Source organism: Gemella sanguinis ATCC 700632, assembly GCF_000701685.1.
GTDB lineage: Bacteria > Bacillota > Bacilli > Staphylococcales > Gemellaceae > Gemella > Gemella sanguinis.
In genome coordinates, this window is the sequence record NZ_JNJO01000008.1 from 26020 (window position 1) to 49789 (window position 23770).

At 29.4% G+C, this 23770-nt stretch carries 21 protein-coding genes; 19 read left to right on the plus strand and 2 right to left on the minus strand.

The genetic code is table 11. The annotated features are described in order from the left end of the window. The first annotated feature begins 12 nt into the window (after nt 1-12). The 14 genes from T369_RS0104720 to pyk all read left to right on the plus strand — a co-directional run bounded on the left by T369_RS0104720 (nt 13) and on the right by pyk (nt 14163). Nucleotides 13-594 carry a flavin reductase family protein gene (locus tag T369_RS0104720; RefSeq protein WP_031552423.1) on the plus strand — a complete coding sequence of 194 codons (582 nt, stop codon included), beginning with the start codon at nt 13-15 and terminating at the stop codon, nt 592-594. Between the two features lie 130 nt (nt 595-724). Then, complete coding sequence (locus tag T369_RS0104725; protein WP_031552426.1) at nt 725-1240, plus strand: hypothetical protein; 516 nt, start codon at nt 725-727, stop codon at nt 1238-1240. Continuing rightward, nucleotides 1188-1427: a hypothetical protein gene (locus tag T369_RS0104730; protein WP_031552429.1), complete on the plus strand. Its 240-nt coding sequence runs from the start codon at nt 1188-1190 to the stop codon at nt 1425-1427. The genes T369_RS0104725 and T369_RS0104730 overlap by 53 nt, the downstream gene beginning before the upstream one ends. Beyond that, nucleotides 1424-1789 carry a hypothetical protein gene (locus T369_RS0104735; protein WP_031552432.1) on the plus strand — a complete coding sequence of 122 codons (366 nt, stop codon included), beginning with the start codon at nt 1424-1426 and terminating at the stop codon, nt 1787-1789. Before T369_RS0104730 ends, T369_RS0104735 begins: the two co-directional genes overlap by 4 nt. A 2-nt stretch (nt 1790-1791) precedes the next feature. Continuing rightward, a complete protein-coding gene (locus T369_RS0104740; protein ID WP_051618968.1) occupies nt 1792-2502 on the plus strand; it encodes a hypothetical protein in 711 nt (236 codons plus the stop codon). A 46-nt stretch (nt 2503-2548) separates the two neighbouring features. Next, nucleotides 2549-3238: a hypothetical protein gene (locus T369_RS0104745; protein WP_051618969.1), complete on the plus strand. Its 690-nt coding sequence runs from the start codon at nt 2549-2551 to the stop codon at nt 3236-3238. Between the two features lie 12 nt (nt 3239-3250). Beyond that, complete coding sequence (locus T369_RS0104750) at nt 3251-3964, plus strand: hypothetical protein (RefSeq protein WP_031552441.1); 714 nt, start codon at nt 3251-3253, stop codon at nt 3962-3964. Between the two features lie 111 nt (nt 3965-4075). After that, nucleotides 4076-4405: a hypothetical protein gene (locus T369_RS0104755; RefSeq protein WP_031552454.1), complete on the plus strand. Its 330-nt coding sequence runs from the start codon at nt 4076-4078 to the stop codon at nt 4403-4405. Nucleotides 4406-4441: 36 nt separating this feature from the next. Next, on the plus strand, nt 4442-4774 hold the full coding sequence (locus T369_RS0104760) for a hypothetical protein (protein WP_155835429.1): 333 nt from the start codon (nt 4442-4444) through the stop codon (nt 4772-4774). 259 nt (nt 4775-5033) lie between these two features. Then, entirely contained in the window at nt 5034-5753 is a 720-nt protein-coding gene (locus T369_RS0104765; protein ID WP_051618970.1) for a hypothetical protein, read from the plus strand. Beyond that, entirely contained in the window at nt 5743-8157 is a 2415-nt protein-coding gene (locus T369_RS08965; protein WP_051618971.1) for an SA1320 family protein, read from the plus strand. Before T369_RS0104765 ends, T369_RS08965 begins: the two co-directional genes overlap by 11 nt. Before the next feature lie 82 nt (nt 8158-8239). Continuing rightward, nucleotides 8240-11518, plus strand: a complete 3279-nt coding sequence (locus tag T369_RS0104775) for a DNA polymerase III subunit alpha (protein WP_031552465.1) — start codon at nt 8240-8242, stop codon at nt 11516-11518. Nucleotides 11519-11644: 126 nt separating this feature from the next. Beyond that, entirely contained in the window at nt 11645-12607 is a 963-nt protein-coding gene (gene pfkA / locus T369_RS0104780) for a 6-phosphofructokinase (protein ID WP_006364610.1), read from the plus strand. A 110-nt stretch (nt 12608-12717) separates the two neighbouring features. Next, nucleotides 12718-14163 carry a pyruvate kinase gene (gene pyk, locus T369_RS0104785; RefSeq protein WP_031552468.1) on the plus strand — a complete coding sequence of 482 codons (1446 nt, stop codon included), beginning with the start codon at nt 12718-12720 and terminating at the stop codon, nt 14161-14163. Nucleotides 14164-14992: 829 nt separating this feature from the next. Here pyk and T369_RS0104790 read toward each other — a convergent pair. Next, complete coding sequence (locus T369_RS0104790; RefSeq protein ID WP_031552470.1) at nt 14993-15991, minus strand: D-2-hydroxyacid dehydrogenase; 999 nt, start codon at nt 15989-15991, stop codon at nt 14993-14995. 385 nt (nt 15992-16376) lie between these two features. Between T369_RS0104790 and T369_RS0104795 the strand changes: the two genes are divergently transcribed. From T369_RS0104795 to T369_RS0104805, 3 genes are all read left to right on the plus strand, one after another. Continuing rightward, a complete protein-coding gene (locus tag T369_RS0104795; RefSeq protein WP_031552473.1) occupies nt 16377-16646 on the plus strand; it encodes an autorepressor SdpR family transcription factor in 270 nt (89 codons plus the stop codon). After that, nucleotides 16636-17247: a DUF1648 domain-containing protein gene (locus T369_RS0104800; protein WP_031552476.1), complete on the plus strand. Its 612-nt coding sequence runs from the start codon at nt 16636-16638 to the stop codon at nt 17245-17247. The genes T369_RS0104795 and T369_RS0104800 overlap by 11 nt, the downstream gene beginning before the upstream one ends. Before the next feature lie 130 nt (nt 17248-17377). Then, nucleotides 17378-19696, plus strand: coding sequence for an ABC transporter ATP-binding protein/permease (locus T369_RS0104805; RefSeq protein WP_031552479.1), 2319 nt, complete (start codon nt 17378-17380; stop codon nt 19694-19696). A 232-nt stretch (nt 19697-19928) separates the two neighbouring features. Here T369_RS0104805 and T369_RS08970 read toward each other — a convergent pair whose 3' ends face one another. Continuing rightward, nucleotides 19929-20669 carry a LytR/AlgR family response regulator transcription factor gene (locus T369_RS08970; RefSeq protein ID WP_031552493.1) on the minus strand — a complete coding sequence of 247 codons (741 nt, stop codon included), beginning with the start codon at nt 20667-20669 and terminating at the stop codon, nt 19929-19931. Between the two features lie 1513 nt (nt 20670-22182). Here T369_RS08970 and tadA point away from each other — a divergent pair. Further along, entirely contained in the window at nt 22183-22650 is a 468-nt protein-coding gene (gene tadA, locus T369_RS0104825; protein WP_031552501.1) for a tRNA adenosine(34) deaminase TadA, read from the plus strand. A 282-nt stretch (nt 22651-22932) separates the two neighbouring features. Next, nucleotides 22933-23748 carry a methyltransferase domain-containing protein gene (locus T369_RS0104830; RefSeq protein ID WP_031552504.1) on the plus strand — a complete coding sequence of 272 codons (816 nt, stop codon included), beginning with the start codon at nt 22933-22935 and terminating at the stop codon, nt 23746-23748. Nucleotides 23749-23770: the final 22 nt, after the last annotated feature.

Sequence of the window (23770 nt, forward strand, 5' to 3'; positions counted from 1 at the left end):
GGAATATAATTTATGAAAACAGAGATGAATACAAAGAAACTATACTATGGATTTCCTGTTGTATTAATAGGGTATAAAGATAGTAAGTGGAAATATAATGTTACTACTATGAGTTCATCATACTCATTAGGTAATACATTAACTATAGGTTTAGCAAGTAAAAGCAATGCAGTAACGAATATAAAAAAATATGGAGAGTTTACTTTAAACATTCCATGCCAAGAAATCCTAAATAAAGTTGAGATGGCAGGATTCCACTCAGGTCAAAATAAGATTGGTATGGCAGATATTACATATGATTTAGGTGAAAAGGTTGATGCTCCATTATTAGATGAGTGTTTACTAAATATTGAGTGTCGTGTAGAGCATATAGTAGAACACGGTGATTACACTAACTTTATAGCTACTATAGAACGTAGGGTTATATGTGATGAAATGTTAAATGAAGATGGTAGTTTAAATAGTAGAGATTTTAACCCGATATATTTTATGGGTGATGATAAAGAAAGAATATACCGCTACTTCAATAGTGACACTAAAAAATTAGGTGAAAACATGGGTTGTAGCGCAGAAGACGATTCAATTTGTGGATAAAAATGTGGAAAAGGATGAACTTTTAATTAAGGTCATTCTTTTTTTGTTAATTAGTGATAAAGAGTAAAACTATGGTATAATAAAAAAGAAACTAATATAGATATAATTAAGAAAAGTAATGGTAGGTACTATGAGAAACATATTAAAAAAGGCAAGTATAATATTATTAGGTTGTATGTTAGTAATGAATGTTGGTTGTGCAAGAAAAGGAAGTAGAGCATGGGTGGAAAAACAAATATCAGATATAGAAAGGGTATATCCAACAGAGGATGCTGAAGATTTGTTTGAGAAATTCCCCAACGGTTTTAGAGTAAGTCAGACAAGGGTTTTTGAAGAGAATGGGCAGGAGTACAGTATAGACCTAGAAATGGTAGGAGATAAAAATACTAAAAAAATAGTAGGAAAAGTTAGTAAATCTCGAATAAAAAAAGAACCATATAAAGAGATAATAGAAAAGGAAAGTGAAGTTGAATATAAAAAAGGGCAGAATTTAGTATTAGCTAAACCTGAGTTGACAGAAGAATTATTGCCTAGAAACTATTTTCTATTTCAAAAATTAAAATTAAATAAGGATATATTTAAACAGTTAGAAGTTGAAAAAAAATTTATATACTCATGCAACTGGGAGATATACTATAAAGTATAAGATTACTAATAATGAGATAAATGATTACTTTAATTTAAATAATGAACAAATAAAATTAGGAGTAAGCGGAGAATATAATGAGCAAGATAAGACGTATTTTCATACAATTTCAGTAAGTGATAAAAATAGAGATTTCTATGAAAAAATTGTTGAAGAAGGAGAAAATAATGAGGGTGATAGTAAATGAAGAAGATAGTATTAATTATTATTGGTTTTTTAATCATAAGTTTATTAAGTGGATGTAGTAAGGAAGATAAAGTCGATGAAATTGAACAAGATAGAGTAGCGAGATTTATAGTAAATAATATTAAAATGGTAGATGGTGAAGAAATAAAAACAATTGAGTTTTTACAATTTAGTAAAAATACTTCTACTCAAATTTGGGGTATTACTGTAGAGATTAATTCTAGATATAGAATTTTATTAAGTGAAAATAATATAGGTGGAGATATAACTTTATCTAGTCATTATGGAGGAGAAATAGTAATAGCGAAAGTTGAACAACCGAAAAACATTTCGGAAATAAAGAGAATATACTATAAAGGATAGAGATGAGAAAGATATCAAAAATAGCAATTGTAGTGCTAGTAGTATTACTAGTATATATAGGAAGTACAAGAAAAGGAAGTAGAACATGGATAGAAAATAAAGTGTCAGATATAGAAAGAGTGTATCCAACAGAGAATTTGGAGGTTTTATTTGAAAAGTTTCCTAATGGCTTTATAATATCCCAAACAAGATTGTTTGAAGAAAATGGAAAAAGCTACAGTATAGATTTGGTAATGAAGGGAGATAAAGATACTAAAAAGATAACTGGTAAAGTAAGTAAAGTGCTACTGCAATCTGAGCCATATAAAGAAACAGTGGAAAAGGAAAGTGAAGTAGAGTATAAAAAGGGAGAAAATTTAGTATTAGCTAAACCTGAGCTAACAGAAGAATTATTGCCTAGAAACTATTTTCTGTTTCAAAAATTAAAGCTTAACAAGGATATACTTGGTAAGTTAGAGTTTGAAAATAAAGATTATACGCCTGGAAATGGAGGCTATGGAATAACTTATAAAATTAATGATACTGTTGTTAATAACTACTTTGGAGGAAAAGTAAATGGTGCAACAATAAGGATAAGTGGTATAGAAAGAACTACATATAATCCTTATAAACATGGTGTTAAAATATTAGCAAATAATAAAAGTATAAATTATCATGAATTAATTTCAGAGGATAAGGAAGATTTGACAGAAGAGAGAATAATTAATGTTTAAATTTAAGGGATAAATGATACAAGTTAAGAGAAAAAGAGTGTGAAAAATGAAAAAGATATCAAAAATAGCAGCTGTAGTGCTAGTAGTAGCGGCATTACTAGTATATATAGGAAATACAAGAAAAGGAAGTAGAGCTTGGATAGAGAATCAGATATCAGATATAGAAAGAGTGTATCCAACAGAGAATCTAGATGATTTATTTGAAAAATTTCCTAATGGTTTTATAATAACCCAAACAAGATTGTTTGATGAAAATGGAAAGAGATATAGCTTATTTATAGAAGTTGAGGGTAAAAAGGAAAATAAGGTAATAAAAGGTAAAGTGAGTAAAACGTTATTACAGTCAAATCTATATAAAGAAACTATAGAAAAGGAAAGTGAAGTAGAGTATAAAAAGGGAGATAATTTAGTATTGGCAAAGCCTGAGTTGACAGAAGAATTATTACCTAGAAACTACTTTTTATTTCAAAAAATACAGTTAAATAAGAGAATACTAGGTAAATTACAAGTGATTGATAAAGGTTATAGTTATGAAACTGGAAGGTATGATATTACTTATAGCTACAAAAATAAAGAAATAGCTGATTATTTAGGTGTGAAAGATGAGAATCAGAATATAGGAATAGGAGGTGGAGATGGTATAAAGAATTATGTTCACTATATAGAAGTACGTAAAGATAGATTGACTCTTCTTGAAAGGGTTATAGAAAAAAAGGAGAATGAATATAAAGAATAGTTGGTGGGTACGATGAGAAATACATTAAAAAAAGCAAGCATAATATTAGTAGGTTGTATGTTAGTAATGAATGTGGGTTGTGCAAGAAAAGGAAGTAGAGCTTGGGTTGAAAGAAAAGTAGAGAATATGGAAAAAGTATATCCAACAGAGAACTTAGAAGATTTATTTGAAAAATTCTCTGACGGCTTTTATATTAGTCAAATTAGATTAGTAGACGGAGATGATAAAAATGAAGGTTATAATTATGTTCTAGAGCTTAAAGGTGATAAAGAAAATAAAACAATAAAAGGAAATATAGAAAAGTATAAGGTAAAAAGTGAACCGTTTGAAAGTACTCTAATTGAGAAAAGTAATGTAGAGTACGTGAAAAGTAAGGGATTAGTTTTAGATAAACCAGAACTAACAGAAGACTTGTTACCTAGAAATTATTTTATATTTCAAAAAATTAAATTAAATAAAGAGGTTCTTAATAACTGGAGATTTATAAATAAAGAATATTCCTTTGAGACAGGAGTATTTGACATAAAATATAATGTTATCGATAGTGAGATTTCGAACTATTTTAATATAGATAGAAAAACGGAGTTAAAAGTAGATTTAGGAGGAGTAGATTTATCCGCAAAGGATTCATATAAATATAGCCTCAAAATAGAAAACAAGGAAAATAATATAAATTATTATGAAATAATATCAAATAGTAAGGAAGATATAAAGAATGAGGAATAAGACTTAGTAGGTCTTATTTTTTTATCTAGTTATCGGTAAAGAGTAAAACTATGGTATAATAAAAAAGAAACTAATATAGATATAATGTAAGAAAAGTAATTGGTAGATAAGATGAAAAATATATTAAAAAAGGCAAGTATAATATTATTAGGTTGTATGTTAATAATGAATGTGGGTTGTGCAAGAAAAGGAAATATAGTTTGGATTGAAGAGCAAATATCAGATATAGAAAGAGTGTATCCAACGGAAAATGCTGAAGACTTATTTGAGAAGTTTCCCAATGGCTTTATTATAAGTCAATCAAAGGTTTTTAAAGAGAATGGGGTGTCATATATGATAAATTTGGATATGAAGGGGAATAAAGCTACTAGAAAAATAATTGGAAAGATAAAAAAGGTGCGAGTAGAGACAGAACCTTATAAGGAGATAGTGGAAAAATAAAGTGAAGTTGAATATAAAAAAGGACAGAATTTAGTATTGGCAAAGCCTGAGTTAACAGAGGAATTGTTGCCTAGAAACTATTTTTTATTTCAAAAATTAAAATTAAATAAGGATATATTTAAACAGTTAGGAGTTAAAAATAAAGTATATACTTCTGCAACTGATAGATATAGTATAAAATATAGTATTAATAATAATGAAATAAATAGTTATTTAGATTTAAATAGTGATAAAATAATTTTAGATGTAAGTGGGTATTATAGTGAGAAAGACAAAGCCTATTTCCATACAATTTTAATTAAAGGTGAATCTAAAAAATTTGATTTTTTTGAAAAAGTCGTTGAAGAAAAAGAAGACAAAAAAGGATGATGCTGAATAAGAAATAGCATTATTAATTACTGTTTTTTATCCAAAGTTTACTAAGTAGGCATATTAACGAATATAAAGTTGATGAAATCGACAAGATAGAATAGTGAGTTGTATTGTAAGTAAAATAAAATGGTAGAAAGCGAAGAGATAAAAATGAAAAATAATGATTAAAAGTATTATTTTTTATTTCTTAATTATTAGTAATGAGCAAAACTATGGTATAATAGGGAAAACGATCTATCTAAAGGAGGTTGTTAAGATGAAAAAAGAAAATAAATCGCTAAAAATATTTAAAAATGTATTAAAAAAGGTAAGTATAATATTAGTAGGAGGTATATTAGTAATGAATGTGGGTTGTGCAAGAAAAGGAAGTAGAACATGGATAGAAAATAAAGTGTCAGATATAGAAAGAGTATACCCAACAGAGAATTTGGAGGATTTATTTGAAAAATTTCCTAATGGATTTATAATATCCCAAACAAGATTGTTTGAAGAAAACGGAAAGAAATATAGATTATATATTGAAGTTGAGGGAGAAAAGGAAAATAAGGTAATAAAAGGTAAAGTGAGTAAAACGCTATTAAAGTCGGATCCGTATGAAAAGATAGTGGAAAAGGAAAGTGAGGTAGAGTATAAAAAGGGGCAAAACTTAGTATTAGCCAATCCTGAATTGACAGAAGAAATATTGCCTAGAAATTATTTTTTATTTCAAAAAATACAGTTAAATAAGAGCATACTGGGTAAATTACAAGTGATTGATAAAGATTATAGTTATGAAACTGGAAGGTATGAAATTACTTATGGCTACAAAAATAAAGAAATAGCTGATTATTTAGGTGTGAAAGATGAGAATCAGAATATAAGAATAGGAGGTGCAGATGGTCAAAAGAATTATTTTTATGTTATAGAAATAAACAAAGATGGGTTGACATTTCTTGAAAGAATCATAGAAAAAAAGGAGAATAAATATGAAGAATAGTACATTATATGCCTCTGATTTATCATATGAATTTGAAAAGGCAAGAATTAAAAGGAAACCTTCTGATGAAATAGAATCATATGTCAAAGATAATTATAATCTTCAATACCCAGAAAAACTAGAATATTTAGAAGACACTTACGACGAAAAAACAGGTACTAGTGCAACGGCTTTTAGAGATAAAGATACAGGAGAAATAATCTTATCTTATACAGGGACTAATTTAGAATCAGGATGGAAAGAATTTTATAAAGATGTAATAAAATCTGATGTAGGGGAAATTGGTTTTGGATTGGGCTCTACACATTATGAACCAGCGTATGAATTTTATGAAAAAATTAGAGAAAAATACGGAGACAATATAATACTTACAGGACATAGCTTAGGAGGGAATGTTGCTCAGAGGGTTGCATTACAATATAATGTTCAAAAAACAATTATCTATAATCCAGCCCCTTTATATGTACCCTTAAGGCAATTGGCTGCAAAGGCAGCGGTATTAGTCAAAGAAAATGCAATGGATATGTTATTGAGTAGATTTGGAGTAAGACTAAAAGATGCGATAGCCTATCCCATGGAATTTTTTAAAAATAGTGTGTTAGATCTTCTTGGGGATGAGTCAGAAGAACGCAAAATAGAAAATTCAGTAAAAACATTCACAGGACAAATAGTAACTATAAGGTCACAATACGATTGGTTAACTCATGGAGCTGAGTTTCTTAATGGGAAATACATAGGAATACTATACACTTTAAAAAATGGTAAAATTCATAGTATATTAGATATATTAAACTCTGAAAAATCACAGGAGGAAATAGAAAACTTAACTAAACCATTGTTTTATTCTAAAACAAAAATAGATATAGATGGTGATGGGAATGTTGATATAAATTTAGCTTCGCTGAATCTTACTACCAAAAATCTTTTAAGTGACAGTGTGGAAATCACAGCAGGTGGAAAAATTCAATTAAACCCTGATGTACTTAAAACATTAAGTAATAATATTAAAACAAGTGTAATATCAGACTTAGAAGAAATAATAAGAATAACTAATTTATGTATAGAAAAAAACAATAGTGTCGAAGCAGACTTCAATAAAAGAAAAGAGCAAGTTAGTGAAAAAATAAAAGAGGAAATCAATAATGCTCAAGTACCATTGGTGCTAGATAATTTAAGAGATTCAGTAGGAGAAATAATAAAAAATAAAGATTTTTTAAGTGAATTACAAAACTACCACGAACTTAAGATGGAACAATTTGGACATAATGAAAAGCCTTTGCTTCATGGAGCAGTCTTAATTCCTCATCCATTTAATCAAGAGTTATCTTTACTAAGGGATGCAGTAGAGCCATTATTAAATCAAAGTATAAAGGAAGAATCGAAAGATATTTCTAATTTCTTTAAAGGAAAACCAACAATACTGAAATCATGGCAAGAAGTAGAAAACGGGACAAAACATCTATTAGAAGAGAGTAAAAAAACATTTGAGGGAGATGGGTTAAGAACAGGAAAAGAGGACGGGATAAGCCAGTCTTTAACTCAGGTTCTAAAAGTGGCTAAAGCTAACGCTGAAGAGCTAGGGAAATTACTACAAAACACTGGAGAATTAACACAAGGTTTGGCTGTAAATTTTGAGGCGCAAGATAAGTGGATTGAAGGAAGAATAAGTAACGGTGTTTTTGTAGGGAGTAATACAGTTAGGTCTATGCCAACTAGTTACAAAGCGTATCTAGAAAGAGATGGAATATTCGATGATGTGAGTGGGGTAATACAGGCGTTTGATAAACAAGTAGAAAAGCGTAGTAAAGAATATGCTAGTAAAGTAACAGAAGTAACAAGTAGAAGCCTAGATACTATTTCAAAAGGGTTAAACAACTGGTTAACATATGTAGATAATGTAGAAAGTAGAATGGCAAAAATTGAAGGGAATTATCCAATGACTGTTGAAGTAGAGGAAAAGTATACTGAAGACGGTGAAAAAGGCTCTAAAACAAAAAGAAGATATTGGGGAGAATTCAAAAGGTTATATCCAGAAGCAGTGGTAACTAATATTTCTGGAGCTAGAGAGAAAATCACATCTAAAAAAGGTCGAATAGAAAATACAATAACGGCAATTGATAGCACAAAAAATAACTTAGCTGCCCTTCAACCAAGTTTAAAGAAAATTATAGAGGAAGGTGTCTATAAAGCTTTTGATTTAGATGAAATAGTAAATAGTCAAAAAGTAGTGAAACAATTAGTTGAAAAAATTCAAAAAGAAATAACATATGTAAAAGGTCATATAGGAACAGAAAATATGAGTGGGAAAGCAATACAAGCTTTGGAAAATAAACTAGATGAAGTAGGAAAAAATCTAGATTATTATAAAACTTTTATAGGGGATTGTTTTGGAGATCAGAGTTAAAAATATAAGTATTTTAACTTAAGGCAACAAAATGATATAATGATATATTATATAGTTAATTATTGAAGAAAGGAGGAGAATTATGACTTATTACAATTTGCAAGTGCATAGTGCTTATGATTTATTAAATAGTACAATCAAATATACTGAGTTATTTAGTAAGTTGAAAAAAGACGGGCAAGATACTGTAGTTATTACAGATCCAACTCTTTATGGTGCTATTAAAGCTCATAAAATCGCTAAAAAGTTTGATATTGATTTAGTGCACGGTTTAGAGATAAAGTTAGGTTATGGCATTAGTTTTCTAAAATTTAATATACTATGTAAAAATACCGAAATGTTTTATCGTTTGTTGGAAATATCAACAATGATAGAAAATAAAGTAGAATGGTCTATTGAAAAATTTGTCGAAGAACTAAAAAAATCTAAAGAAGATTTTGTAATTATTGTTATTGATGAACTTCGAGATAGTATGGAGTTTAGCTACTTAAATGATGTGTTAAAAGGTTTTGATTTTTATTTTGGATTTAATGAAAAGTTTGATGCTAGTCTTTATCAATATTATGAAAATGTAGTTTATACAAAACCAAGTTTTTATTTAAATAATGACCAATACCAACAAGTAATTGTAAGTCGTGCAATTAGGGACAATGCCAAACTTAATATTACTGAATTAACTACGACTACTGGTAGTAAATTTGTAAGAACTCAAGAAGATTTTAAGAATTTACTAAATGTTGATAATCCATTATTGAAATCAATGTTAGAAAAAGCTCTAGTTAAACAAGCAGAAGTCATTGATAAATGTCGATACAATCTAGAATTTAAAGGATACCATCTACCTAAATATAAGTATGGAAAAGATGAAGATGTATTCCAAAATTTCTCATCAAGAGACTATCTGCGTTATTTAGTTCAAAAGGGTGCGAAAGAAAAATTATTTGGTAAAGATTTATACAAGTATAAAAAACGCTATGAGTATGAACTTAAAATCATCGATGAAATGGGCTTTAATGACTATTTCTTAATAGTTTATGATTTTGTTAAGTATGCCAAAACTAACGGGATTTTAGTAGGGGCTGGACGTGGTAGTGCAGCAGGAAGTTTAGTTTGTTATTTATTAAATATCACAGAAGCAGATCCTCTAGAATATAATTTACTATTTGAAAGATTTCTAAATAAAGAGCGTATTTCTATGCCGGATATTGATATAGACTTTCAGGATACACGCCGTGACGAAGTTATTAAATATGTAGAAGAAAAATATGGTGAAGATAAAGTAGCGCAGATTATTACATTTACAACGTTTCAATCTAAAAGTGCTGCGAGAGAATCTGCGAGAATTCTGCAGTTTGATGATAATGCCTTAAAGTTTATTAGTAGTAATATTAGTTCTACAAGGACATTGAAAGAGTGTTATGAAAGTTCTGAGTCACTACGTAATTTTGTTAATGAGAGTACTATAAATCGCCGTTGGTTTAGTATAGCGCTGAGTTTAGAAAGTCTTCCGAAAAACCCGTCTGTTCACGCTGCAGGGGTTGTAATAAGTGATAATAATCCTCTTGTGAAATATGCACCTCTTGCTGAATCTAATATGACTAAATATTTAACGCAGTGGACAATGGATGATGTCGAGAGTGTTGGATTACTAAAAATAGATTTTCTTGGAATTAGATATTTAACGATGGTATCTAGTATTGTTGAACAGATTAAAAAGGAAAATTCAGAGTTTGATATTACTAGGATAAATTATAAAGATCCAAAAGTATATAATCTATTTGCGGAAGGTAGAACAGAAGGTATTTTCCAATTTGAATCTAGTGGAATGAAGGAAAAACTACGCCTTCTTAAACCAACGGAGTTCAATGATATTGTCGCGATGAATGCTTTATATCGTCCAGGACCTATGGCGCAAATAGAAACTTATATTCGAAGAAAACATGGGGAAGAGAAGGTAAATTATCCTCATCCTAATCTTGAAAAAATTCTTAAAGATACATATGGTGTAATTGTTTATCAGGAACAAATCATGCTTATAGCGGTGAATTTTGCTCATATGTCACTTAACGAAGCGGATAATATGAGGCGAGCTGTTAGTAAAAAGAAAAAAGAAGATTTGGAGTATTATGGACGAATTTTCATAGAAAAAAGTGTAGCTGCTGGTTATGACCGTAATGTGGCTAAGAGTTTATTTGACCTTATCGTTACATTCGCTAACTATGGATTTAATAAGAGTCACGCGGTTGTTTATAGTATGCTTGCGTACCGCTTAGCTTATTTGAAAGTTTATTATACTAAGTACTTTATGACTGCGTTGCTTAATAACGTTATTAGTAGTGAGAAAAAAATAAATGAGTATAAACAAGAGCTTAATAATTTAGGAATTAAATTGATAAAACCTGATGTTAATGTTAGTTTAAGTGATTTTAGTGTTTATAAACAAGACATAGTCTTCGCGCTAACGGCTATTAAAAATGTTGGGTACCGCAGTAGTTATGAAATAGTTCAAGATCGCTTGAACTTTGGTAAGTACTTGGATATTGATGATTTCCTAAAAAGAATGAATAAAAAAGTTGATTATCAAGCGGCAGCTTCTTTAGTAAAAGCAGGAGCGTTAGATACTTTTGGTTATAATCGCGCAACGCTTATGAAAAAAGTTAAAGATTATTATGAAGATAATCGCCAATATATAAACAACGTTAGAGTAGCATTATCCGCAGAAACAGGTCTAACTTTAAAAGTAGAAGAAGTTGAGGACTATTCTATTACCGAAAGAATCCAAATGGAAAAAGAAGTTACAGGTACATATTTCTTAAAACACCCTGTTCAAGTGGAAAAAGAAAAATACTCGTATCTTCCACTGCAATATATTGGTCGAGATGTAACGGATAGTTATGTAGAAGTTATTACGAAGAAAGAAATAAAAACAAAAAATGGAGACTACATGGCATTTTTAACTGTTAATGATGGTAAAAATGATTATGATGTAACGGTGTTTCCTAGTGTTTATAAATACGCAAATACTTTTATAAAGGTCGGAGAGTTTGTAGTGATGACTTTGAAAAAACAAGTAAGAAATAATAGGGAACAATACATACTTGAAAAGTTTGCTAGTTTAAAAAATTATAATAATTTTTGTCTGAAAAATATAAAAATTATTTATACTGTCATCGATGAATCGATTTCTCAGCTGATTTCTAGTTATATTACTGATAAATCAGCTGTTAAGGTGGTTATGTTGCGTAGTAATAACTCAACGCAGGCTAAAACAGTGTATATAAAAAATGAACAGGAATTTGTTCATAAATTTTTGGAAAATCTACCTGAAAAGCCTTTAAAACTAGCATATAAGGATAAATAAGAAAAAATATGAACAAAAAACAAACAATACCGTGTTTTGACTAGAAAAAATAGTTAAAATATGGTATTGTTGTTAAGTAAATTTAAAAATATTAATCTAAATAAAAACAGAGGAAGGTAAAACTACATGAAAAAAATCGCAGTTTTAACAAGTGGTGGAGATGCACCTGGAATGAATGCAGCTGTGCGTGCCGTAGTAAGAACAGCAATCTTCAATGGTTTGGAAGTATATGGAGTATTTCAGGGATATAAAGGACTAGTAGAAAATAACATCAAGAAATTAGAGGTAGGTGATGTAGGTAACATCATTAACCGTGGTGGAACAATGCTTTATTCAGCTCGTTTACCAGAATTTGCTAATCCAGAAGTAAGAAAAGTAGCTATTAAAAACTTAGAAGACTTAGGTATTGATGGATTAGTAGTAATCGGTGGAGATGGTTCATATCGTGGAGCTATGGCTTTAAGTAACGAGATGGACATTAAAACAATCGGTGTGCCAGGAACAATCGATAACGATATTTGTTGTACAGACTACACTATCGGTTTCGATACTGCCTTAAATACAATAGTAGATGCTATTGACAAAGTGCGTGATACAGCATCAAGTCATGAACGTGCATTTATTATTGAGGTTATGGGGCGTAATGCTGGTGACTTAGCGTTGTATGCTGGTATCGCTGGAGGAAGTGAAAGTCTTCTTATCCCAGAGAAAAAAGAAGATCTTGATGAAGTAGTAGCTCGTATTAAAGCAGGTGAAAGTCGTGGTAAAAAACACTCAATCATCGTTCTTGCAGAAGGTGTAATGGGTGGACAAGAGTTAGCGGCTAAATTAAAAGAATTAACAGGTGAAGAAGTACGTGCAACTATTCTTGGTCATATCCAACGTGGTGGAACTCCAACAGCACAAGATAGAGTATTAGCATCACGTTTTGGTAACTACGCAGTTCAATTACTAATCGCAGGTGAATCTGGACGTGCAGTAGGTATTCAAAATAACAAACTTGTAAGTACTAAATTCGAAGATGTATTTAGCGATGTGCACAATGTCGATTTATCAATCTACGAAGTTTCTAAACAACTTTCAATCTAAAAACGTTTTCTTTGTTTGTAAACGTTGAAAATTTGAAAAAATGTTTGAAAACATATTGAAAATAAGTTAGAATATATATTAACGATAAAATTATGAGGTAAATTAATATTATGATACAGAAAAAAACTAAAATAATTTGTACTATTGGACCTAAATCTGAAACTAAAGAAAGACTTACAGAAATGGTAGAGTTAGGAATGAACGTTTGTCGTCTTAACTTCTCACACGGTGACTATTCTGAACATGGAGCTCGTATCCAAACTATTAAAGAAGTTAGAGAAGAAACAGGAACTAACTTAGCTATCCTTTTAGATACAAAAGGACCAGAAATCAGAACTCACAATATGGAAAATGATGCAATCATCTTAGAAACAGGAAAAGATGTTATTGTATCTATGTCAGAAGTTCTAGGAACACCAGAAAAATTCTCTATCACATATGGAGAATTAGTAAATGATGTTAAAGCTGGTGATACTATTCTTCTTGATGATGGATTAATCGGATTAACAGTTAAAAGTGTAGATACTGCAGCTGGATTAATCTATACAACTATCCAAAATGGTGGAGTACTTAAAAACAAAAAAGGAGTTAACGTACCAGGTGTTTCTACAAAATTACCAGGGATTACTCCAAAAGATGAAGAAGATATTCGTTTCGGATGTAAAAATGATATCGACTTCGTTGCTGCATCATTCGTTCGTACTAAAGAAAACGTACTAGAAGTTAGACGTATTCTTAAAGAAGAAGGATGCGAACACGTTCAAATCGTTCCTAAAATCGAATGTCAAGAAGCTATCGACAATATCGATGCTATTATCGAAGTATCAGATGGTATTATGATTGCGCGTGGTGACCTTGGAGTTGAGGTGCCAGCTGAAGAAGTACCAATCATGCAAAAAAATATCATTGCTAAATGTAACGCAGCTGGGAAATTCGTAATTACAGCTACTCAAATGTTAGATTCTATGCAAAAAAACCCACGTCCAACACGTGCGGAAGTATCAGACGTAGCTAACGCTATCTATGATGGAACTGATGCAATCATGTTATCAGGAGAATCAGCAGCTGGTGAATACCCAATCGAATCTGTTCGTACTATGGCAACAATCGCTAAACGTACAGAGGAAACACAAGACTATTCTCGTATCTTAAAAGATCGTTCAAGAAAAATTGTATCTAAAGATATTACAAATGCAATTGGTGTATCTGTAGGATATACTGCATTAAACTTAGACTTACATACTATCGTAACTTACACTGAGTCTGGAATAACTGCTAGATTAATTTCTAAATACCGTCCAAACGCAGCTATCTTAGCTGTAACTCCAAGTGAAAAAGTTGCTCGAGGATTAAGTTTAGTTTGGGGTGTAGATGCTAAAGTATCTGCTCAAGTTAAATCAACTGACGAAATGTTAGACACAGCAAAAGAAATCGCTAAAGAATCTGGATATGCTAAAAAAGGTGATGCTATCGTAATCACTGGTGGTATCCCAGTAAACACTTCAAGAAGTAATGTAGGTTCTACAAACTTCTTAAAAGTATCTGAAATAGACTAATAATACTAAGAACTCAAATTCAAATAGAATTTGAGTTCTTTTTATATTCTTATAAAACAAAAGTAGCCTTTTGGGGGCTACTCTCGTTAAATGAACACAAAATAAAAAATTTAGGGTAAATTAGTTATTTTGTAGTTTGCCGAAACTAGAAAGTTTCAGCATTAAATTAAAAGTTTATTGTTAAAAAATTTTAACAACCAAGGTTAATAAATAGCGATTTATGCTATTAGGAACGGTTTTGCTATTCTCAAAAGGTTAGAGAATGCTTTTTCTATTAACTCCAAATTAGTTTATTATAAAATATTATGCCGTTAATATGTGTGAATTATGTTAGTTAAGATTCGGACGATTAATAAATCTCCATCTATATCTCCTGGTATGTATACTCGACAAAAATATCATATAACTGATCTCATTATAAAATATCAAGAGGTAACAAATAGAATAATTAAATTCAAGGGATATTTTATAAATGAAATTATTATATAAAATAATAAACTAAATAAAACAACCGTTTACATTTTTATTTTATCAAAAATATACAATAAGTCAAATAGAAAATTAGATTTGATAAAAAATATAAAAAATATATTTCCAGTTTTCAATTTCAGGATAATTACAAAGCTTGTTGTTAAGGTGTTTATAGGGGTAAATTAGAATATGCAAACTAACAGAAAATTATATTATTTTTTTAAAAAAATATAAAAAAATAAAATATGAAAATATAGATTATGTGGAAAAAAGAAAAAAACAGGAAGGTGAAATATTACTCAAAATCTTTAGAATTAGATTTTTGTAATTTACCTTCCTGTTTAATTATATTAAAGGGCTATCTATTGACAATATTTGGAGAATCACCAGTTGTAATAACGTCTACTGCTGCATTCAATGCTCCCTCTACAAGGTTTTTAACTGCTGTTTCAGTATAGAATGCTGTATGAGGAGTGTAGATAATATCATCTCGGTCAATTAATTCTTGCATAAGTTTGTCGTCGAAATCTTTGTTAGAGAAGTCTTTAGGAACATAGTTTCCTTCATTTTCGTAAACATCTAAGCTAGCTCCTAATAATTTTCCGCTATCTAATGCACGAATAACAGCTTTTGTATCTACCAAAATACCACGAGCGGCATTAGCGAAGATAGATCCGTCTTTCATTTTGCTAAAGAATTCATCATTAACCATGTGAGTATATTCTTTAGTGGCTGGAACGTGGATAGTAACTATATCTGCTTGACTTAAAAGCTCATCGATAGTATCAACATATTCTAAAACTTCACGAGCAGCATCACTAGGGTATAAATCATAACCAATTACTTTGCAACCTAGTCCTTTAAATAATGTTGCTGTTTGACGACCAATATTTCCTGTTCCTAAAACACCTACAGTTTGTGTTCTAAGTTCTTTTGAAATAATGTTTTTATTCCAAGTAAAGTTGTGTTTTTCTATATTGTTAAGTATTTTTTTAATATTTCTACTAATGTAAAGAACAGTAGTTACTACGTGTTCTGCAATAGCGTTTGGCGAATAACGAGGAACGTTTGTCATGTTAATTCCAAGCTCTCTCATATATTTGATATCATAAATATCGAATCCAGCCATACGGTTAGCTATAACTTTTAGACCTTGTTCTTTACCATAGTCATATACTTCTTTAGCAAAAGGTCTATTTTGGAACATTACCGCTCCGTCTTTCCCGTCTAGCAAGTGTTTTGTTTCGGCTTGAAGTTCACCTTCATGTAGATCTATTTCTACATCTGGATGTTCTTTCATCCAAGCGTCAACAAATGGTCGTTCGTCTTCTCTTAAATTAAATAGTGCTAGTTTCATAATGATTCTCCTTTATTTAAAATTGTGAATGTTTTCATACTTATTATAAACTGTTTTAAATTAATGTTCAATACTGTTATAGTGGATGAAAAGAGTTGGAAAAAAATATATTAGTATTATTTGATATGATTAAAAGTGCTAATATTTTACAAAGTAAAATTTAAATTATGAGATCAATGATTGGCACATATAAATAATTATATAAATTTTTTTTAAGAGTATAAATTGTATATACTAAAATAAAGTTACCAAAAGATAATTTTTAAATCTATTTAGAAAAATATCTAAATAGGTATTGACAAATATTAATGGTAGGGCTATAATCTAATTAGATAGATATCTAAATAGAATTGCAATTCGATATGAAAGTGGTGATATAAATGGGATGAGTGAAACATTAAAAGCAATTTCAGATCCGGTTAGAAGAGATATATTAGATTTACTGAAAGATGAGAAGAAAAGTGCAGGGGAATTAGCTGAAGAATTTCATTTAACTGCAGCGACAATCTCTTATCATTTATCTAAATTAAAGAAAGCTGGGTTGATAATAGAAAGTAAGTATAAAAACTATGTCTATTATGAACTTAATGCCAGTATTTTTGAGGAACTGTTAGTGTGGTTGTATGAATTAGGAGGAAAGAAAGATGAGAGTTGATAGAAAAACATTGATATATAGTGTTGTAATTTGTTTGTTGCCAATTTTAATAGGTGTATATTATTATAGTGTATTACCTAGTGAAATAGCTATTCACTTTGGAGTTGATGGCAAACCAAACAGTTTTATGAGTAAAGATATTGAGATTATTGTTCTGCCATTGTTTTGTGCAATATTGCAAGTAGTAATTTCTTTATCTGCTGATGCTAAAAATACACCTAAAAAAGGTGCAGTGTTAATAAAAAGTATTATCCCTATAGTGAGTGTCATAGGGCAATGTGCATTACTAACATATGCAATGAATAGTAGTTTTGAGATTAGAGAGTATACAGTATTTACAATAGGTATAATATTTATGGTATTAGGTAACTACTTACCTAAAAAAGAATTTTGGGGTAAATATAACTTTAATCTATTTGGATTAGAAAAAGGTGTAAATGAACAAAAAGTTATTCGTAGTTACTCTAGAGTATTGGTAATAGGTGGGGCAATAATATTCTTCAGTGCGATGATTAATCCTATAAGTTCAATTATTGCTATAGCTATTTTTGTGCTAATTTGTATATTCCTACCGTTTTATCTTATGAAAAAATATAGATAAGTAAAAAGATTCTGTATTTAGTTTATTAAATAGATTAAATACGGAATCTTTAGTAATAGAGATATTTTAACTCTATGTAAACTGAGAAAACTATAATGTATTAACTAATAGAATGAAAGGGAATAGTGCAATGTTACAGTTAAAAGATATAGTAAAAAAATATAATACTGGGGGCACGGAGGTAGAAGTATTAAAAAAGGTTAATATTTCTTTTAGAGAAAGTGAATTTGTATCGATTTTAGGTGCTAGTGGTAGTGGGAAAACAACACTATTAAATATAATAGGAGGTCTTGATAAGTATTCTTCGGGAGATATGCTGCTTATGGGACGCTCTACTAAAGAATTTACAGATCGAGATTGGGATAGCTATAGAAATGGAACTATTGGTTTTGTGTTTCAAAGCTATAATTTAATAGGGCATCTAAGTGTTATAGAAAATGTTAAATTGGCTCTATCCATTTCTGGTGAATCAAATAAAGAAAATGATATAAAAGCTAAGAAGGTATTGGAAGATGTTGGACTAGGAGATCATCTGTATAAAAAACCTAATCAGCTATCCGGTGGACAAATGCAGAGAGTAGCTATTGCACGTGCTTTAGTAACTAATCCGAAAGTTATTCTAGCAGATGAACCTACTGGAGCCTTAGACAGTAAAACTAGCGTTCAGATTATGGAGCTTATAAAAGAAATAAGTAAAGAGAAACTAGTTATTATGGTAACTCACAATCCAGAGTTAGCACGTAAATATAGTGATAGAATAGTTAGTGTAAAAGATGGGGAGATAATAGAAGATACTAAACCGTATATTGAGCAAGAAGGAAACAATGGATATGAGTTGAAGAAAACAGCAATGGCATTTAGTAGTGCTATAAAGTCTAGTTTTAAAAACTTACTTACTAAAAAGTTTCGTTCATTAATGACCGTTGTTGCTAGTAGTATTGGGATTATTAGTATTGGTTTAGTACTTGCTATATCATCAGGTATGGATAAGTATATTCAAACTATGCAAAATGAGAATTTATCTAGTATGCCGATAACAATTAGTTCGAATCAAATTAATTTTGGAATAGGTGAAGATAACAACACATCTGATTCTAGCGAAGAGAATCTTGTTCCAAAATCACGTAGGGATGTCCATAAGAACCTGTATTCAGAAGATGCGCTAGGTAATGGGGAAACATTCATTAAATATATTCAAGAAAATGCTAAAGACTATTATTCAGTGATAGATTTTGCAAAAGGATATAAAATAAAAGCTCTTACTAAAAACACTAAAGGTGATATAGTAGATGTTAAAATGGATGGTCAAGATAATTTCCGAGGAAATACTATATTTAGTGTACTACCAGAAGATAAAAACTTAATAATGAATCAATTTGAAATAGTTAAAAGTTTGGAACAGAATTTTGAGTATCCTAAAGGTGATGAAGTAGTATTATTTACAGCGAAGAATAATGAAATAGATAAAAATGTTTTAAAAGCTCTTGGTTATAGTGAAAATGCTAAAGTGAAATATGAAGATATTTTAGGTAAAGAATTTAGTATAGTGGATAATAATAACTACTACACTAAAGTGGAAAATAGATTTGTTCCAGCTGCTGTTGATGAGAAAATGTATAATGCTGGTACAAAAGTAAAAATTGTGGCAATAGCTAAAGCTAAAGACAGTTTTACAGTACCTCAATTTACATTAGGGTATACGAAAGAGCTACAAGATAGCTTATTATCTAAAGAAGTTTCTTCAGAAATAGTAAAAGAGCAAGAAAAAGATAAAAGTAAAAATATTCTAACTAATACAAAAATGGATAATGAAGTGGCGACTGAAGTTCTATCTGGTTTAGGAGCGAATACTGAGCCTAGTTCGATATTAATTTATCCGAAAACATTTAATGATCGTGATAAAATAGCAAACACTATTAGTGAGTACAATAAAAAAGTTGCAGATAGATATGGTGCAGGAACTGAAGATTATAATAAGTATAGTATTACATATTCAGATATGGCTAAACAGATGACATCAATTATGTCGCAAATGATTAATACTATTACATTGATATTAACTGCGTTTGCGGGCATTTCGCTAATTGTATCATCAATTATGATAGGAATACTAACATATGTTTCAGTAGTGGAAAGAACTAAAGAGATTGGTATTTTACGAGCTATAGGGGCACGTAAAAAAGATATTACAAGAATCTTTATAGCGGAAGCAGGTTTAATAGGTTTTGTATCTGGAGCAGTAGGTGTTATTGTATCATCAGGGTTAGCTTTACCTATTAGTAAAACTATAGCTAAAGCTTTAAAAATAGATAATTTTAGTGCGGGGTTAGATATAAAATCTGCGGTAGGTTTAATACTATTGAGTGTAATACTAACCTTGATAGCTAGTGTAATACCATCAAGAATGGCAGCTAAAAAAGATCCAGTCGAAGCTTTAAGAACTGAATAAATATAAAATCCAGCTAATAGTAAAAATTAGCTGGATTTTTCACTGATTTCTTGATTTTCTACGTGTTAGTTGCTATCTTTTTGGAATAATTTTTAAGGAAGGTTTATTAATTTAATTTTCTTGATTGTTTTACAGTTTGAAATATTTAAAGAAATAATTTTAGTATTTATGAGGAGTGAATAAGATAACAGAATAGTTATAATATCGGGATATGATAAGACATAAAATTGTTTTAAATATTAAAAATTTCTGTATATTTTTTCTTTATTTTTCTTATTGTGTACACTGACAATAGTAAAGAAGAGTTATTTTTAAAAATAATGGTATCATTATAAAGTTCAGTAATATTTTGTAGGTTTACTATATAAGATTTATGGCATTGAAATAGGTTATTGTTTAATTTAATTAATTTTGATATCTTGCCATAAAAGGAATATGTTTTATTTTCTGTTAAATAGATTGATATTTTATGATCACCAATTGTTTCAAAATATAGGATATCCTGAATATCGAAAATAAATTGTCTAGTGCCTATTTTTATAGGTATTTTATGTAATTTTGAGTTAGTGTCGATTTCTAACAGGAATTGCTTGTGTAGTGTGTCTAAAGTTTTACGAATATCATCTTTTAATGTATTTTTATTTTTGTTAACAAAGGCGAAAGTAGAAATCATCTCCTTTAGTAAATCATTCTGGTATTCTTGATGGGAACTAATATATATAAGTTTAGCAAAAGCATCTAAGTCTCGAATTCTTCTTCCTAATTTTATACCGGTGATACTATCTTTTCCAAAATTGATATCTAAAAAATAACAGTCAGCTTTTTTTTCTTCAATAAAGTTTATAATGTCTTCTGGATCTGTGGTAGATAGCATTATATCGAAATTCCACTCGTTAATTATAAAATATTTAGTTATGGTATCTTCTATAAGTTTTAATGTATTTTTATTACTTTCACAGATAGCAATTTTCATTAGTGTACCTCCATTTTTATAACATATTATAATTCTACCATGAGATTATTCTATAAACAATAAAATTTTGCATGTTAGGAAATAAAAATGTAAACTTAGGGTATAATTTATAAAAAAATAATAAGTGTACTGTAAAATAAAGATTGTAAGAGGTGTCAATTATAGAAAATAGGAATGAGATATTTTTTACGAATACTTATTATGAATTATTAAATAATGACGAAATCAATAAGTTGTGATGGTTTTTGTAAATGTATAGGCTATAGTGAAAATTATGGAGCAATTACTACAAGTTGTTTGAATACACAACAACTCAACGAAGATAATGGTTTCGGGTAGAGATAGGAGTGAAGTTATGAATAATTTAAAATTTTCAGAAATATTAATTATAGTATTGTATTTAACGATACTTTATCCTGTGAGTTATAGTTTATGGTACTTAGTGAAAGTTATATGTTTTATAGTGTATATTTCTACATTAATATATAAATATAGCTTTAAGAAAGAGCAACATCAAAATGAGGAATTAAAAAAGTGAAGATTTACTTAATGTTGTAGACTATGGATGAGGAGCTATGGATGACTAATAAGGTGTTGTAACGGGTTGCTTGCAAGTAATAAGAGGAGTGAATATAGGTTTAGGTGTGGGAAGGTATCTATAATATAAAATCTCAAGTTTAGATAAATGATATAATTTCAAAATGTTATACTTAAAATAGTATTGTAGACTTAATGATTACAATGATATTATTGTTTAATCATATAGTTATATGTTTTAGTTTAATGATTACAGTATGCTTTTCTGTAATAAATATCTTATTGTGATACTTCAGGGTAATTTTTATCCAAAAGAAAGTAATTAAGAAAATGAATAGTAGTATTTCAAGAAATAAGAGTTATTTCAGCACTTATTTCTTTATTTGCTTAAGCTGATTGAGGAAGTAAAGCTTCCGAAACAATAACAAACACCCTTTTTAGAGGTGGTTATTTTTTACTGTTACTTCGCTAGAAATAGGCTATAATATTAAAAAAATAAAGAAAAGTATATAGAGGGACGGGATTATAATAAGGGAGTTTTTGATAAACAGAGTACAAGAGATAAAGGGGGTATGAAACAAAATGGTAACTATAGTAAGTAATCTAGTTTTCATACTATATATATTATGTAGTTTAATAAGTATTGTATTAAATTTAATAAACTATAAGCTAATACAGAGAAATAGCTTTGTTGACAGTATTTTAATTTATATGATATTGACGCATGTAGGGATTAATATTGATAATATATATAGAAAAATATTAGTGCTATTTGTGATGTTATTAGTACTGATTAAGGATGTTAGATTCATTAAATCTTTAAAGAAATAAGAGCTGTTTCTTTATTTACTTAAGCTGATTGAGGAAGCAACGCTTCCGAAACGTTTTAGAGGCAGTTATTTTTACTGTTTCTACGTAGGAAATATGCTATAATATTGTAGAACTTAGAGAAAATATTACTGGAAGGTGTTATAAGTTGAAAGAGCATAGTTATTATATGGAGTTAGCGTTAGAAGAAGCGCGGAGAGCGTATGAAAAAGGTGAAGTTCCTATTGGAGCGGTATTAGTAGTGGATGGAGAAGTGGTTGCACGTGGGCACAATACACGTGAGGAAACTCAACAAGCTCTGAATCATGCAGAAATGATTGCGATAAAAAAAGCGTGTGAAAAGCAAGGGTTTTGGCGTTTGGACAATAGTTATTTATATACTACTATAGAGCCATGCGTTATGTGCAGTGGGGCAATAGTTCAAGCTCGTGTAGAAAATGTAATCTACGGAGCGAAAGATCCAAAATACGGCTGTTGTGGTAGTTGTATGGATTTGGTTTCTAATAATAAATTTAATCACCAAGCAACAGTTGTAGCGGGTGTACTAGAAGATGAATGTTCAATGTTAATGAAAAGTTTTTTCAAAGAACTTAGAGAAAGTAAAAAGAAAAAATGAGTTGTCTATACAAATATATTATTATAATTTAATATGAGTTACTTTTAAAAATTTAAAAAATAAAAAACAAAAATAAATAACTATAATGACGATAGATTTAAATAAAAAAACTAGATCGTCATTTTTATTTTATATACTTAATAATCAAGCGTTTACAAAGATTATCAAAATGCATAGTGCTAATCTAAAAAAAATGAAAAAAATTCTTTTTAATAAAGATGTTATCGCTATCATTATTGTTAAAAATTTGATACAATATAGCTAGGAAGTAGAGGTTATTTCATGAAAATAGAAAATGTAGTGAAAAAGTTTGATAAAAATGATATTTATCTTTGCCCGAAATGTGCAACAGAAGCTAAAATAGAAGGAATAAGTTTAATCTGTGTTGATAACCATAGATATGATTTTTCTAAAAAAGGACATATTCATTTAATAAATAATTATAAACCAACAAAGTATAGTGAAGAACTATTTGAAGCGCGTAGCATCATATTTAACAATGGATTTTATAAAAAAGTATTAGAAGTACTAGAAAGTTTGATAGAGAAGTATGCGCAAAATAGAGTTTTAGATATTGGGTGTGGAGAAGGCTATTATATTAGAAAACTAAAAGAAAAGTTTCCTGATAAGTATTTCTATGGTCTGGATAATAGTAAAGATGCCATAGAACTTGCGGTAAAGGAGGATAAAAAAAATCCTTATATGATAGCGAATCTATCAAATTTGCCATTTAGAGATAATAGTGTTTCGTGTATTCTGAATATTTTAACTCCGGCTAATTACACAGAGTTTTTTAGAGTTCTTGGAAAAGATGGATATTTGATAAAAGTTATTCCAAACGCAGAGTATTTAAAGGAAATACGTTCTATTACAGCTGCTAAGGAGTATAAAAATGATGATACTATTTCGCTAATTGAAGAAAATTGCGAAGTAGTGGAACGTGTTAATGTGAAAGAGACGTATGTATTAGATTCATATTTGGCGGAAAACTTTTTAAAGATGACACCACTAACATTTTCGAAACAAATATTAGAAAGTGATATTCAAAAATTAAAAGAAATAACTATAGATTTAGAGATTATAGTATGTAAAAAATAAATAATAATTATGTTTTCTAATC